13 protein-coding genes are annotated in these 14826 nt (G+C 73.1%); 5 read left to right on the top strand and 8 right to left on the bottom strand.

Annotation, left to right across the window (positions count from 1 at the left end):
* Positions 1-47 precede the first annotated feature (47 nt).
* Positions 48-707 (top strand): TetR/AcrR family transcriptional regulator, encoded by a 660-nt coding sequence (locus IM778_RS14500; RefSeq protein WP_194409534.1) that lies wholly within the window; start codon positions 48-50, stop codon positions 705-707.
* On the opposite strand, the gene IM778_RS14495 is transcribed toward IM778_RS14500, so the two are convergent.
* The 6 genes from IM778_RS14495 to IM778_RS14470 form a co-directional block, all read right to left on the bottom strand.
* Positions 667-1065: a TIGR03618 family F420-dependent PPOX class oxidoreductase gene (locus IM778_RS14495; RefSeq protein ID WP_194409533.1), complete on the bottom strand. Its 399-nt coding sequence runs from the start codon at positions 1063-1065 to the stop codon at positions 667-669. The two genes, IM778_RS14500 and IM778_RS14495, sit on opposite strands and share 41 nt — an antisense overlap.
* 34 nt (positions 1066-1099) lie before the next feature.
* Complete coding sequence (locus IM778_RS14490; RefSeq protein ID WP_194409532.1) at positions 1100-2758, bottom strand: S24/S26 family peptidase; 1659 nt, start codon at positions 2756-2758, stop codon at positions 1100-1102.
* A 1-nt stretch (position 2759) separates the two neighbouring features.
* Positions 2760-3395 carry a SipW-dependent-type signal peptide-containing protein gene (locus IM778_RS14485; protein ID WP_228484574.1) on the bottom strand — a complete coding sequence of 212 codons (636 nt, stop codon included), beginning with the start codon at positions 3393-3395 and terminating at the stop codon, positions 2760-2762.
* 11 nt (positions 3396-3406) lie between these two features.
* Complete coding sequence (locus IM778_RS14480; protein ID WP_194409531.1) at positions 3407-4027, bottom strand: SipW-dependent-type signal peptide-containing protein; 621 nt, start codon at positions 4025-4027, stop codon at positions 3407-3409.
* A gap of 410 nt (positions 4028-4437) precedes the next feature.
* Positions 4438-5184 (bottom strand): YidC/Oxa1 family membrane protein insertase, encoded by a 747-nt coding sequence (locus IM778_RS14475; protein ID WP_194409530.1) that lies wholly within the window; start codon positions 5182-5184, stop codon positions 4438-4440.
* Positions 5185-5282: 98 nt separating this feature from the next.
* Positions 5283-5612, bottom strand: a complete 330-nt coding sequence (locus IM778_RS14470) for a DUF6412 domain-containing protein (protein ID WP_228484573.1) — start codon at positions 5610-5612, stop codon at positions 5283-5285.
* 494 nt (positions 5613-6106) lie between these two features.
* On the opposite strand from IM778_RS14470, the gene IM778_RS14465 reads away from it, so the two are divergent.
* Positions 6107-8218 (top strand): RecQ family ATP-dependent DNA helicase, encoded by a 2112-nt coding sequence (locus IM778_RS14465; RefSeq protein ID WP_194409529.1) that lies wholly within the window; start codon positions 6107-6109, stop codon positions 8216-8218.
* Positions 8219-8224: 6 nt separating this feature from the next.
* Here the strand turns inward: IM778_RS14465 and IM778_RS14460 are convergent, their stop codons facing one another.
* The gene (locus tag IM778_RS14460) at positions 8225-8839 is read right to left on the bottom strand and encodes a hypothetical protein (protein ID WP_194409528.1); all 615 of its coding nucleotides are present in this window, start codon (positions 8837-8839) and stop codon (positions 8225-8227) included.
* 143 nt (positions 8840-8982) lie between these two features.
* Between IM778_RS14460 and IM778_RS14455 the strand changes: the two genes are divergently transcribed.
* Complete coding sequence (locus IM778_RS14455) at positions 8983-9453, top strand: helix-turn-helix domain-containing protein (RefSeq protein WP_194409527.1); 471 nt, start codon at positions 8983-8985, stop codon at positions 9451-9453.
* A 61-nt stretch (positions 9454-9514) separates the two neighbouring features.
* On the opposite strand, the gene IM778_RS14450 is transcribed toward IM778_RS14455, so the two are convergent.
* Positions 9515-11947, bottom strand: coding sequence for a M14 family metallopeptidase (locus IM778_RS14450; protein WP_228484572.1), 2433 nt, complete (start codon positions 11945-11947; stop codon positions 9515-9517).
* A gap of 513 nt (positions 11948-12460) precedes the next feature.
* Between IM778_RS14450 and IM778_RS14445 the strand changes: the two genes are divergently transcribed.
* Together IM778_RS14445 and IM778_RS14440 are read left to right on the top strand one after the other, a co-directional pair.
* Positions 12461-13633, top strand: a complete 1173-nt coding sequence (locus tag IM778_RS14445) for a pyridoxal-phosphate dependent enzyme (protein WP_228484571.1) — start codon at positions 12461-12463, stop codon at positions 13631-13633.
* Entirely contained in the window at positions 13630-14790 is a 1161-nt protein-coding gene (locus tag IM778_RS14440) for a cystathionine gamma-synthase (protein WP_194409525.1), read from the top strand. The genes IM778_RS14445 and IM778_RS14440 overlap by 4 nt, the downstream gene beginning before the upstream one ends.
* Positions 14791-14826 lie beyond the last annotated feature (36 nt).

Genomic DNA, 14826 nt, shown 5'->3' with positions numbered 1-14826 from the left:
CTCCACGCGGAGGTTTTTGTCCGGATCGGCCGGATAGGATGGCGCGCATGCCGGAGGAGCGCCCCCCAGCCGCACGCGGCTCATACCCGAAGGGCGTCGCACGCCGCCAGGAGATCCTCGACCGCGCGATCGAGGTCTTCGCCCGCCGGGGGTCCGACAAGACGAGCCTGCGGGCGATCGCCGAGGCGGTCGGCGTCACGCACGCCGCACTGAAGCACTACTTCGGATCGCTCGAGGAGCTGCTGGTCGCCGTCTACCGCGAGTCCGAGCGTCATGAGGCGCCGGGGAAGCCGAAGGATCCCGAGGCGACCCCGGTCGAGCTCATGCGCGACTGGACCGAGGCCAACCACGAGGTGCCCGGACTCGTGCAGCTGTACTCGACCCTCGTGGCCACCGCCCTCGAGGAGGGCCACCCCGCCGCCCGCGAGTTCGCGACCGAGCGCTTCGCCCGCAGCCGCCGCGAACTCGCGGCGCGCGTACGGCACAATCAGCAGTCCGGCCGGATCCGCGCCGACGTCGACCCCGAAGCCGTCGCCGCCCTCGTGATCGCGGCTTCCGACGGCCTGCAGACCCAGTGGCTGCTCGACGCGGACGCGCCGCAGGACGCCGCGCTGGAACTGCTCGAGCGACTGCTGACGCCGCGTCCCGCCGCAGGGCCCGAGGGGCTCACGCGGGATCGAACAGATCCGCCGACCCCATCACCGTGACCGGGTCGATGCGGATGACGACGCGCTTCGGGTTGACCCGCGGCGGGCGGTAGCGGTCGGAGTACAGCGCGACGGCACGGGCGACCGCGTCGGGATCGCGCTCGACGGTCGCGAGACCCGCCACGCTCAGCCACCGCGGCCCCGCGACCTGCGCCACGGTCGCGCGAGGGTCTCGCTCGACGTTGCGCACCTTCTGACTGCGATCGGACGTGATGATGCGTACGACGCCGGCGTCGACGGTGAACCCGACGGCCACCACGTGGATGCCGCCGTCCCGCGCCATCGTCGACAGGGTCGCCAGGTGGTAGTCCGAGATGAACCGGGCACCGTCGTCGTTCAGGGAGGCGAGGCTGCGCATGCGTCCATCCTCCCCTCTGGCGGCGCCGGGTGGGTCACGTCACCGAACAGGAGGACAGGACGTCGAGCACCACCGTGGCGAACGACACCGACCCTGTCTTGGCGACGGATCGCCAGCCGCCGGGACCGACGGCGTACAGCGAGAAGGTGCCCGATCCGATGCCGAGCAGACCGGTGGTCAGGGTCACGCTCGTCGCGCCGGCCGTCAGGGTGCCCGAGCCGTTGATGCCGCCGGTCACGGTCCACTGGTATCCCGACCGGGGCAGCCCTCCGGTGGGCGCCGTCCAGTTGAACGTCACCGGCTGGAGCAGGCCGGCGGAGCAGGTCATCTGCGTCACCGGCGTCACCGTCCCCGCCGTCAGCGTCGCGGCGCTCGCGACCTCGCGGTCGACCCACGCGGCCTCCGTCGAGCCCGGAGCGAGCGCGCCCGCGCACAGCACTCCCACCAGCAGCAGCGACGCCGCCGCAGCGCGCCCCCGGCGGTTCACGAGCGCCTCCGCACGCGCAGGAGCATCTCCGACGCCCGTCGCCGCGAGGAGGGCGCCCGCGCCCACGAGCGCCCAGCGCGGGCCCGCGCCGGTGACCGCGAGCCCGCCGCCGGGCTCCGCCGAGACGTCGTCGCCGACACCCGTGGCCCGCACCACCAGGCGCACATCGGACTCGGCTGTCCCGGCATCCTGCGGCATCGTCACGGCCAGACGCAGCCACAGCTGCTCGTCGTCGCGCAGGGTGCCGAGCGTGCTCGCGACGCCGTCGACGCGGATCGGCCCGGCGGGGACGAGGAGCTCGGGCGCGGGACATGTCCCGGCTGCCCAGCGCCGCGCGCAGCCCTGCACCTCGAGCAGCAGGCCGGCCGCATCGGCGCCGGTGCCCGCGAGCGTGACGGTGATGGTGCCGGGGGTCGAGGCATCCGCCGTCACACCCACCTGCCATACCGCGGTACGCCCCGGCACGAGCGAGCGCATCGCCGGTTCCTCGATCGACACCAGGCGGATCACCGAACCCTGGATCACCGTCTCGGCGACGCCCGTCGCGGCGCGCGCCGGCTGGGGCGTGCCGGCCGCCGCCGCGGCCGTCAGCACGAGCGCCACCGCTGCCCCCACGCCCGCGGTGCGACGCGCGCGACGCGAGCCCGGCGGCGGCGCGCCGTCGCGCGACTCGCCGGCGTCGGGCTCGCCGCGATCCCGTCGACGCCGAGGCCAGAACACCACGACGATCAGCGCGGTCGCGGCGAGGGTCAGCCCTCCCATCACCCACGGCGAGCCGAGCGCCACGAGCACCGGCGCGACGCCCGGCAGAGCGAGAACGACCCGGCGCACCTCGGTCACGCGGTACGGCTCCGGGTCGTCGACCGCGTTCGCATCGCCGCGCATCCGGATGCTTCGCGCGTCGTCCGCGCCGGGGACGCGGTCGACGCCGACCACGCGGTGGGTCACCGGCAGCTGTCCTGCCCGCTCCACCATGACGACGTCGCCGATCCGGACCTCGGGGGCCGGGATGCCATGGACGACGGCCGCCGACCCGGCCGGGATCGTCGGAGACATCGACCCGGTGCGGAACAGCACGATCCGCACGTCGAACAGCACCGCCGCGACGGCGAGCACGATGCACACCGCGCCGAGCGTCGCCGCGACGGCGAGACCGGCATCCGCCGCGCTCGCCCATCGCCGTCGCGCCACCCGGTCGTGCGTCATGTCAGCCGGCCGAGGTCGCCGTGAGAGTCCAGGTGACCGAACCCGTCTGGCCCTGGAAGGAGTCCGCGCTTCCCGGGGCTATCCGCACCTCGAAGCAGAACCCGAGCTCCGCGCCGGCAGCGCCGATGGGGCTCGCGACGGGGGTGGCGGGCACCTGCGACACCGGAAGGTACGACGCGGCGGCGCCCGCGACGAACACCGGCGTCCCGGTGAACGCGGCCGCGTTGCACGTCGACGAGGGGGTGGCCCCCGGCATCCGCACCGCCCGGTATTGGAGCGCGGACGCGAGACCGCCCGACGGGGCGATCGATGTCAGGCTCACCGTGCCGCCCACCGTGGACGCCGGCGTGGTGCGGACGTTGAGCCATGCGTAGAACGACGTGCCGGGCGACATCGCGGTCGCGTTGAACGTCAGCGTCGCGCCGGGCGCCGTCGTCTGGCTCGCGTACGTCGGCGAACCCTGCGACTGCGACTCGGTGCCGAACACGCTCGAACCGAAGCCGCCCGTGGCGTTCTCGGTGTCGGTCCACGCCGCGAGCGTCACCGCCGTTCCGGCGCCCAGCACGATCCCGGCGGCCAGCACGGCCTGGAGACGGCGGCGGTGCATGCGCGCGCGCCGCGCGCGCCTGGTCTGCATCACGGCCGCCCTCAGGGCAGCGTCGCGCCCGACGTCCCTGCGAACTCCCACGTGATGGTGCCGGTGGCCCCCTGCGGCAGGTCGCTGCCGGCCGTCACGACGAAGCACAGGTTCACCGGCGTCGCGGCCGCGGTCAGCTCGAAGGCGTCGACGGTGCCCGGCGCGGTCGCGGCACGATCGGCGACGAGCGCCGTGCCCGACGGCGGCGACGCCGCGGAGCACGTGGCGCCGAACGTGCCGACGTCGTACACCGAGTAGCTGAGGTCTGCGCCGATCGTCCCGCCGATCTCCTGTGCGAGGGTGACGGATGCCGAATAGTCCGAGTCGCTCGACAGCTGCACCGCGAACGGCGCGTACACGACGGCGTCCGGCGACAGCGCGTCGGCGTCGAGCTCGAAGGTCAGTGTCTTGCCCGGCGCGGTGGGGGAGCTGTCGAAGGTCGAGCCGTCGGTGCTTCCTTCGAGGTCGAACTGGCCCGACGAGAAGGTGCCGGTGGCGAACTCGGAGTCGTTCCAGACCGCGAGCGTGATCGCGGTGCCGACGCCGAGCACGACGCCGCCCGCGATGACGGCGAGCAGCATGCGGCGGCGGTCGGATCGAGCGCGCGGGGTGGCGGATGCGGGAGTGTTCATGGGCCTGCCATTCCTTGGAGATCGGTGGTGCACAACGGTCCCCAGCGGCATGGAACTCCCCAGCCATGTGCCGCCAGACTAGGCAGTCGCCTCGGGCACCACAACCGGGTTGACAAAAGCTCAGGAGAAGCTCGGGTCCTCGTCCCCCCGCGCCCCGCGGCGTCGGCGCTCCTCCGCGCGGGTTCCTGCGGCCCCGGGTGCCTCCGCCGCCGGGTGCCTCCGCCGCCGGTGCTCCTCCGCGCGGGTGCCTCCGACGCCGGTGCCCCCCAGTCCAGGCGCTCCGCCGCCCGGGTGCCTCCGCCGCCGGTGCCCCCAGTCCAGGCGCCTGCGGCGCCGGTGCTCCGCAGTCAGTTTCTGCGCGTGGGACGGCACGCGGATCAGCAGAAAGCGACTGCGGAGCACCCGGGACCTCACGCGAGCGGGTACACGCGGCGCAGGGCGAGACGCTGGCCGAGCGTCCACGTGACCGTCACCGCCAGGTAGAGCGCGGCCGCCAGCGGCACGAACATCGCGACGATCGCGGTGGTGAACTGCAGCGCGCCGGCGAGCCGTGCCAACCCGGCGCCCACCGGCAGCGAGGCATCCGCGGAGTCGTTCACCGGCGGGCGGAAGGCGCGCCGCGTGGCCTCCGCGACGCCCGCAATGGCGGCGAGCACGCCCGCGAACACGGCGACCGTGGCAACGGTGACGGTGCCCGACACCGCCGCACCGGCCAGGCTCGTGCCGAGCGCGACGCCGAACAGCTGCTCGGTCAGCAGCGAATTCGCGTGCCCGGCGATCGAGGCGTGCAGGAACAGCGCGTAGACGATCGCCACGACCGGTGCCTGCGCGAGCATCGGCAGGCACCCCGCGAACGGCGAGGTCTTCTCGTCGGCGTAGAGCTTCATCGTCTCGCGCTGCAGGCGCTCGGGGTTGCGCTTGTAGCGCTGCCGCAGTTCGTTGAGCTTCGGTGCGAGGCGGCTGCGCGTCTGCTCCGCCTTCGCCTGCGCGATGCCGGCGGGGATCAGCACGGCCCGCACGATCAGCGTGAGGACGATGACGGATGCCGCGGCCGCCGCCGATCCGGCGACAGGCTTGAGCAGGGCGGTGAGGCCCATGAGGAGGGAGTAGGCCGCGTCGAGGATCGCGGCGATGGGTGGGAAGGCGGAGAGGTCCATGGGTGTCCGTTCGTCGGTGCGGTCGTGGCGTCTGGCCACGAGCGCACGCGGACACGGAGGCACCCGCTCGCAGGAGCGGGGCGCCGGGTGCGGCGGGGCTACGCGGCCGAGGCCGCGTACCCGGGTGCGCGCGGACGAGAATGACCCGGGGCGTCGGGATGGGTCTCGGTGAGCCGCGTCGCATCGTCGATCGCCCGGCGCGGGTGCGGGGCGCTCGCCAGCGCGAGCGCCGGCCGCGCCGACACGGTGATCGCCACGGCGAGAAGTGCGAGGGCGGCCAGCGCGGCGGTGGCGGCGGATGCCGCGGCGATCGCCACCACGCCGGAGCCCGGCGCGGCGACCGTGCCCGCCAGCTCGAACAGCGGGCGCAGGGCGAGGCCCGCGAACTCCGCGATGAGGCGCAGCATCAGGCCGATCGACTCGAGCACGCGCGCCTCCTTCCGCCGCGATCACGCTAACACGCCCGCTCCGACGGGTGCCGGGCCCGCGGCGCCGACCCGTCCCGCCGCGCGGGGCCCGCGGCGCCGGTCCTGCGGCGCGGGTCCTGCGGCGCGGGTCCTGCGGCGCGGGTCCTGCGGCGCGGGCGCTCCGCAGTCAGCTTCTGCGCGTGGGAGGTGCGGGGAGCAGCGGAATGTGACTGCGGAGCAACCGGGGCGCCGCGCCGTGGAGCAACCGGGGCGCCGCGCGTCCGTTGCGCCGGGCGCGGGGCCTGCGGCGCGGGCACTCCGCCGCGCCCGGCCCGCGGCGCGGGCGCTCCGCAGTCAGCTTCTGCGCGTGAGAGGTGCGGGGAGCGGCGGAATGTGACTGCGGAGCAACCGGCGCCGCGCAGCAACGGGGGCGCCGCGCCGCGGAGCAACCGGGGCGCCGGGCGCGGGGCGCCGCGCGGGGCGGGGTGTCGGGGGGATGGGGCAAGGTGGAGGGCGTGACCGAGACCCGCACCGAAGCCCTCGACGTGCTGCGCGCTCTCGTCGGCCGTGACGACGCCGCCTTCCACGACGGGCAGTTCGAGGCGATCGAGGCGCTGGTCGACGGCCGCCGCCGGGCACTCGTCGTGCAGCGGACCGGCTGGGGCAAGTCCGCGGTGTACTTCGTCGCCACACTGCTGCTGCGCCGTCGCGGGGCGGGGCCGACCGTGCTCGTGTCGCCGCTGCTCGCCCTCATGCGCGACCAGATCGCGGCCGCGTCGCGTGCGGGCGTGCGCGCCGTCAAGATCGACTCGACGAACGCCCACGAGTGGAGCGACGTGCTCGCGCAGCTGGACCGCGACGAGGTCGACGTGCTGCTCGTCTCGCCCGAGCGGCTGAACAATCCGTCGTTCCGCGACGAGCAGCTTCCCGAGCTCGTGCGGCGCCTGGGTCTGCTCGTCGTCGACGAGGCGCACTGCATCAGCGACTGGGGTCACGACTTCCGCCCCGACTACCGACGGCTCCGCGACCTCATCGCACGCATGCCCGACGGCGTGCCCGTGCTCGCCACCACCGCGACCGCGAACAGCAGAGTGGTCGCCGATGTGGCCGAGCAGCTCGAGGCCGGCGGCGACACGTCGGCGGCGGCATCCGGAGTCCTCACGATCAGGGGTCCGCTCGCCCGCACCTCGCTGCGGCTGGGCGTGCTGCGGCTGCCCGACGCACCGAGCCGCCTCGCGTGGCTCATCTCTCACCTCGGCGACCTTCCCGGCTCGGGCATCGTCTACACGCTCACCGTCGCCGCGGCGAACGACACCGCGCGCCTGCTGCGGGAGCGGGGCTACGACGTCCGCGCCTACACCGGGCAGACCGACACCGACGAGCGCGAGGAGTCCGAGGCGCTGCTGAAGGAGAACCGCGTCAAGGCTCTCGTGGCCACGAGCGCGTTGGGCATGGGCTTCGACAAGCCCGACCTCGGCTTCGTCGTGCACCTCGGCGCCCCCTCGTCGCCGGTCTCGTACTACCAGCAGGTCGGGCGCGCGGGCCGTGCCACCGAGTCGGCCGACGTGCTGCTGCTGCCCGGCGTCGAGGACCGCGAGATCTGGCACTACTTCGCGACCGCGTCGATGCCCGACCGCGAACGCGCCGAGCGCGTGCTCGCCGCGCTCACGGCTGCGGCTTCCCCGCTGTCGACACCCGCGCTCGAGGCCGTGGTCGACATCCGCCGCACACCGCTCGAGCTGCTGCTGAAGGTGCTCGACGTCGACGGCGCCGTGGAGCGCGTGCGGGGCGGCTGGATCGCGACCGGCGAGCCGTGGGTCTACGACGAAGAGCGCTATCGGCGCATCGCCGCCGCCCGGGTGGCCGAGCAGCAGCACATGATCGAGTACGAAGAGACCGCGGACTGCCGCATGGAGTTCCTGCAGCGCGCGCTCGACGACGAGTCCGCCGCACCGTGCGGGCGCTGCGACAATTGCGCGGGCACGTGGTTCGCGACCGAGATCGCGGCGGGGGCGACGGATGCCGCGACCACGGCACTCGATCGCGTCGGGGTCCCGATCGACCCGCGGCGGCAGTGGCCGACCGGCGCCGATCGGCTCGGCGTGCCGGTCAAGGGCCGCATCACCGCCGACGAACAGGCCGCCGAGGGCCGGGCGCTCGCGCGACTGACCGATCTCGGCTGGGGCGGGCCGCTGCGCGAGCTCTTCGCGGCCGGCGCCGCCGACGGACCGGTGCCCGCCGACCTGCTCGGGGCATGCGTGCGCGTGCTCGCCGGCTGGGGCTGGGAGCGGCGCCCGGTCGCGGTCGTCGCGATGCCCTCGCGTTCCCGGCCGCTGCTGGTGGACTCGCTCGCACGAGGCATCGCCGACATCGGACGCCTGTCGTTCCTGGGCAGTCTCGACCTGGTCGACGGCGGCCCGGCCGGGCGTCCCGGAGGCAACAGCGCGTTCCGGCTGGCGGGCGTGTGGCAGCGGTTCTCGGCTGCGGGCCTGACGCTTCCGGAAGGGCCGGTCCTGCTCGTGGACGACCGCGTCGACAGCGGCTGGACGCTCACCGTGGCCGCGCGCGAGCTCCGGCGCGGCGGCGCCACCGAGGTGCTGCCGTTCGTCCTCGCGCTGCGAGGCTGAATCCGCTCAGCCCTGCGGGGGAGTCGTGCCGGGCCGCCGCGGACGGCGCACCACGAGGAACGTCACGGCACCGGCGGCGAGCACGCCGAGCCCGATGATCCACGGCGCCCACGAGGCCGCCGAGACGTCGGTGTCGCCCGCCGCAGCCGTGGGTGTGGGCGTAGCCGTGGGCGAGGGGGTGGCCGACGCGCTCGCCGTCGGGGTCGGCGTCGGCTCCACGGTCGGCGTCGGCGTCGGGGTGGGATCCGGCTCCGGCGGGGTCGTGGGGTCGGGCGCCTCGGTGGGCACCGGCTGCGGCGTCGTCGGCTCGGGCTCGGGGGATGGCGCCGGCGGACGCGTGGGCAGACCGGTTGGCAGCGAGGTCGGCAGTCCGCTCGGCAGAGCGGTCGGCAGCCCGCTCGGCAGCGACGTCGGAAGTCCACTGGGCAGCGAGGTCGGCAGCCCGCTCGGCAGGGAGGTCGGCAGCCCGCTGGGCAGCGACGTCGGCAGGGATGTCGGAAGGGTGATCGTGCCGTCGCCGCAGCCGGCGAGGAGCAGCGCCGCCGCCGCGATCGCGGCGGCGGCCAGCATGCGCGGGGCCCGGCGGCGCGGGACCGCGCGGGAGGGGCGAGGGTGCGGCATCCGGTCTCCTGTCGTCGCGTCTGACGGCATCGTATGGCTCGCGTTCGACGGGGGAATCATGCGATCCGCGTGGAGTCGGAGCCGCACGGGAAGAATTCTCCACCCGCGCGTCATGAAACGCTGGTGCCTGCGTCTTGACTGGTGTGAGCATCGACACCACCCCCACGCGTCGCGGAAGCGGCGGGTCGCCCTTCCTGACCGTCGGGGCTGCGGCGCGGCTCGCCGGCCTCACCCCGGCCACTCTCCTGCGGCGACTCGGCAGCGGCGATCTGCCCGGCTACCGGCTGGGCCGGCGCTGGTTCGTGCCGGAGGCCGAGTTCCGCCGTCACCTGCGCCGCCGGGCATGGATGGCGCAGACGGATGCCGCGCCCGAGCTCGCCCGTGAGCTCACGCGCGCGCTGCCGACGCGGCTCGGCATCGACGACCTCGAGCGGTTCTTCGGCCTGCGCCGGCCGGTCCTGTACGAGGTGCTGGGGGTCCCGCACTTCGGGGGTATCGGCCCGCGCAAGGACGTCATGACGATCGGGGTGCTGCAGCAGCTGCTGCGGGGAGCGCGCAACGCGTGCGCGCCCTGCCCCGAGCCGGCCACCCTCACCGCGTCGGCGGTGGCGTAGCCCACAAGACCAGCGGTCCGGCCGCGGCACCGGGGGGCGCCGCGGCCGGACCGCTTCGATCTCAGCCCACCGTCTTCTTGTTGTAGTTCTTGCCCGTGCCGTCGGGCTTGTAGTTCTTCTCGACGTTGCCCGCCGCGTCGACCGAGAACCAGCGGATGGTGGTTCCGGCCGGGACGGTGAGCACCTCCGCGCCCTCGCGGATGCCCGCGGACGCGTAGAGCGTCGAGTCGAACGTCGGTGTCGAGCCGTCGAGCGTGTAGAACACCGAGGCCGGCTCGGTGACGTGGAAGGTCACCTCGACCGTCCCGGGCACGCCGCCCCGCGCCGTTACGACCGTGCTCTCCGGGCGCTGCGAGTCCTTGTCGAAGTCGTACGCCACCTGCATCAGCTCGATGAGGCCGTTGGCGTACTCCTGCGACTCGGCATGGGCCGAAGCGCCGTTCGGGTTGGAGTTCTGGAACGGAGGCTGGAACTGGGTTCCGACCTCGAAGTTCCAGGCGTAGATGCCGTACTTGTACCACAGCATGTCGCCGGAGTTGCCGGCGGCCGAGTACAGCACGTCCGAGATCGGGCCGGTGCGCGCCGGGGTCACCGACATGCCGCGGTAACGCTTGATCTCGGTGAGGATGCGCGAGGACGCCCCCCAGAAGTACGCCTCGTCCTCAAGACTCGGGCGGGGTGCCGAGATGCGGCCCGGCGTCTGGTAGGAGCCGGGCGACCACATGAAGTAGTTGCCCGAGCTGTGCAGGTTCATCGAGAACCTGATGTGCGGGTTGTTCGCCGCGATCCAGTCGATGTTGGCGCTCTCGGGCTCGCTCAGCTCGCCCGGGCCCGCGTAGACGTCGCTGGTGCAGATGTCGGAAGCACCGCTGTACCCGTCGGCCAGGCTGAACATGTCGTAGTTGCGGTTGTTGTCGACACCCCACGACGTGCGAGCGAGGTAGTCCGCGTTGCCCGTCAGCGGACAGTGGTTGGTCATGTTCCGTCGCTGCGAGGCGAAGTCGTAGAAGGAGAAGTGACCGCCATCGGGGTTCACCGAGGGCACGATCCAGATGTCGAGGTTGTTCACCAGCTTCTTGCTGCCGGCATCCTGGGCGTAGTTGCGCAGCAGGCGCTCGGCGGCCTCGATCGTCACCAGGGGCGGCACCCACTCGCGGGCGTGCTCCTGGGCGTAGGCGAGGACGCCCGGCTTCGAGCCGTCGCGAGTCTTGCCGATGCGCAGTGCGTACACCGTGTGCGGGTCGCGTGAGACGCCGGCAGGCGCCGACAGACCGTCGGTCAGCGTGATGCTGCCGGCGGCGACCACGCCTGCGCCCGGGTTGCCCCGATAGGTGTAGGCGACGACGAGCGCGGATGCCGCAGGTTCGGCGTTGATCGCGGCGACGACCTCCGCGGCCGTGCTGGTCACCGCCCCGGCTGCGTTCGTCGCGAGCGACACCCGGATGTCGGTTCCGGACACGGTCACCGACAGCGGCGAGTCCGTAGCGCCCGGGGCGGCAGCGGTGACGGTGATGCCGTTGCCGCCTTCGTGGCCCCACGCGCGGGAGTCGACTCCGACGCGGCTCGCGTTCGCCGTGCCCAGGACACCCTGGGCGAGCCGGCGGTAGCCGTTCGTCTGGTGCGGCAGCTCGACGATCTCCGACAGCTCGGGATACTCCGCCGCGAGGAGCTCGATGCGGTCGTAGAGCTCGGTCGGCGTGAGGTACGACGTGATGAAGTCCGTCTGGTAGGCCGGTCCGCCGGCGCCTTCTCCTTCGAGCGGGAGCCAGTCGACGACCTTCGCGGTCGCGGTGTCGCCGCTCGGGCTGGTGATCCGGACGTAGTCCGGGCGCGTCGGCACGACCGCGGCGCCGCGGTGGTAAAGGTATACGCCGGCGTCGACGAACCGTGAGATGTTCTGGCTGCCGCCGCTTCCGATCTCGGTGCCCGGCCCGCTGTCGCGCTGGACGGTCAGCGCCGAGCCGGCGGTCTGCCCGTTGGCCCACTTCGCCTCGACGGACAGGTAGCCCACGCCGAACGACGTGTAGTAGTCGGCGCGGATGATCTTCACATCCGACACCGTGGCGGCCTCGGCGGCCTCGAGGAACGCCTCGTTCTCGGCGACGGCGGAGGCGATGCCCGCTTCGCGCTCTTGGAGCACCTGCACGGTGTCGTCCTCCTCGTGCACCGTGTCGCCGATCGTGAAGCCGCGGGCGTTCAGCCCGGCGACCTGCGAGGGGGTCGCGACCGCGTGAGCGGTGATGGTGCCGTCGGGGTTCAGATGGGCGGCGTGGTCGAGGTCGATGCCTGTCGCGACGAGACGATCGAGCTCGGTGTGGTCCGGCAGCTGGACCTCGACGACGCTGACCTCTTCGTCAGCGGACCGCGTGAGGTCGGGCATCGGCTCGGACCCGACGGCGCTGCCGATGGGCGAGATCGTCGTGAGCGTGAGCCCGAGGAGCGCGGCGGTGATCGCCGTTCCCCCGAGCAGCTTCCTGCGTTTCGTGGTGGACATGTGCCTGTTGCTCCCTTGCATAGCGGACCCGTGCTGTGGTGACCGTGTGATGCGCGCTCACTCTGCGTGTGCGAAGCGCCGGGGTCAGGGAGGTGATGCGGCAGGAAGAGGACTCCGGCGGTGCCGGCACTTACCCGCTGGTGCGTTCAAGAGCCGTCACGTGCCCCCGTTCTAGCGGTAACACCGGCGCGCGGTCAATGGCCCGTCCTCGAATCACTGTGTGCATCCTGCGCAGACCCGGTTCTGCAGAGGCTCACAATTGCCAGATGATCCGGCACATCGCTGTGCGCTGTGACCTAGGCTCGATGACGGCTGTCCGGTCGCCCGGTCGCGGCGCGCTCCGGGCCGTGCGCGCGGGGGAGCCTCGCGCGATCCTGCGTCGACCCTCTAGACTGGCCCGCGTGTTGACCTGTCGCTGTTGTCGCCGCTCCTGCTGAAGCACCCCTTCGCAGCCATCTCCGACCCCTGACAGATCTCCCCGCGCACCCGCGCGGCAACACCGAGGACACATCCGTGCGTTACGCCAAGAGCGTGGCCGACCTCGTCGGCAACACCCCTCTCGTCCAGCTGACCCGCGTCACCGACGGCATCGCCGCCACGGTGCTCGCGAAGGTCGAGTACTTCAATCCCGGCGGTTCGGCCAAGGACCGCATCGCCGCCCGCATCATCGACGCCGCCGAGCGCGACGGCCTGCTGAAACCGGGTGGCACGATCGTCGAGCCGACCAGCGGCAACACCGGAGTCGGGCTCGCGCTCGTGGCCCTGCAGCGCGGCTACCGCATGGTCTTCGTCGTGCCCGACAAGTTCGCCGGTCCCAAGGTCGATGTGCTGCGGGCGTACGGCGCCGAGGTCGTCGTCACCGACACGAGCGTGCCGCCCGATGACCCGCGTTCGTACTACAGCGTGTCGGACCGGCTCGTCCGCGAGATCCCCGGAGCGTTCAAGCCCAACCAGTTCGCGAACCCGAACGGCCCGCTCGCTCACTACGAGACGACCGGCCCTGAGATCTGGCGCGACACCGACGGCCGCGTGACCCACTTCGTCGCGGGCATCGGCACCGGAGGGACGATCACCGGCACCGGCCGCTACCTGCACGAGGTGTCGAACGGCGCCGTGCGCGTGGTCGGCGCCGACCCGGAGGGCTCGATCTACTCGGGAGGGCCGATCCACGGCTACCTCGTCGAGGGCGTCGGCGAGGACTTCTGGCCCGAGTCGTACGACCACTCGGTCCCCAACGAGATCCACCGCATCCCCGATGCCGAGTCCTTCGACATGGCCCGGCGCCTGGCGCGCGAAGAGGGCCTGCTCGTCGGCGGCTCGAGCGGCATGGCCGTCGCCGCGGCGCTGCGCACCGCGCGCGGCCTCGGCGCCGACGATCTCGTGGTGGTGCTGCTTCCCGATCACGGACGCGGATATCTGAACCGCTTCTACGACGACCAGTGGATGCACGACCACGGCTTCGCCGCGCCCGAGCCCCCGGTCGTCGACCGAGCCGAGCCCCCGGTCGTTGAGCGAGCGCAGCCCACGGTCGTCGACCGAGCGCAGCCCCCGGTCGTTGAGCGAGCGCAGCGAGACGAAACGCCCGCACCCGGCGCACAGCCCGCCGCCGAGGCCGCCGGATCGAGTGCGCGCTCCGCGCGCGCATCGAGATCATCCCGAACCACCGACGAAGGAGCATCCGCGTGACCGAGCCCACGAGCGACCGAGGTTTCGAGACTGCGGCGGTGCACGCCGGCCAGGCGTTCGACCCGACGACCGGGGCGGTGATCCCGCCGGTGCACTTCTCGACGACCTACGCGCAGGACGGCATCGGCGGGCTGCGCGAGGGGTACGAGTACGGCCGCAGCGGCAACCCGACGCGCACCGCGCTCGAGACGCAGCTGGCCGCGCTCGAAGGCGGCGCGCACGCGCTCTCGTTCGCGTCGGGCCTCGCCGCCGAGGACGCGCTGCTGCGCGCCGCGCTCCAGCCCGGCGACGAGGTGCTCCTCGGCAACGACGTGTACGGCGGAACGTACCGGCTCATCGCCCGCGTGCTCGGCGGGTGGGGCATCGGCGTGCGCGTCGTCGACATGAGCGACCTCGACCAGGTGCGCGCGGCGCTCGAGGAGCGCCCGGCGCGCATCGTGTGGGTCGAGACGCCCAGCAACCCGCTGCTGCGCATCACCGACATCGCCGGCCTCGCCCGGCTCGGCCATGACGCCGGCGCGCTCGTGGTGGTCGACAACACGTTCGCCTCGCCCGCGCTGCAGCAGCCCCTGGCCCTCGGCGCCGACGTCGTCGTGCACTCGACCACGAAGTACCTCGGTGGTCACTCCGACGTCGTCGGCGGGGCACTCGTGCTGAACGACGACGCGCTGTACGAGCAGGTGAAGTTCCTGCAGTTCGCCGTCGGCGCCGTCTCGGGTCCTCTCGATGCGTGGCTCACGACCCGCGGCATCAAGACCCTCGCGCTGCGCATGCAGCGGCACAGTGAGAACGCGCAGGCCGTCGCGGAGTTCCTCGACGGGCACGATGCCGTCGCCCGCGTGTACTACCCGGGGCTGGCCTCGCACCCCGGTCACGAGCTCGCGGCACGTCAGATGTCGCGATTCGGCGGCATCGTGTCGGTGGCGCTCGCCGATGCGGCGTCCGCGCGCCGCTTCGCCGAGTCGACGCGCCTGTTCCAGCTCGCCGAGTCGCTCGGCGGCGTCGAGTCGCTCATGAACTACCCCGACGAGATGACGCACGCGTCGGTGCGCGGCACCGAGCTCGCCGTCCCGCCGGAGGTCGTGCGCCTCTCGGTCGGCATCGAGACCGCCGCCGACCTCCTCGCCGACCTCGACCAGGCGCTCGCGCGGCTCTGAGACGAAACGCGGCGGGCCGAGTCCTAGGCTCGGAGG

Source organism: Microbacterium cremeum, from assembly GCF_015277855.1.
GTDB lineage: Bacteria > Actinomycetota > Actinomycetes > Actinomycetales > Microbacteriaceae > Microbacterium > Microbacterium cremeum.
This window is presented reverse-complemented; position numbering and strand designations above follow the sequence as displayed.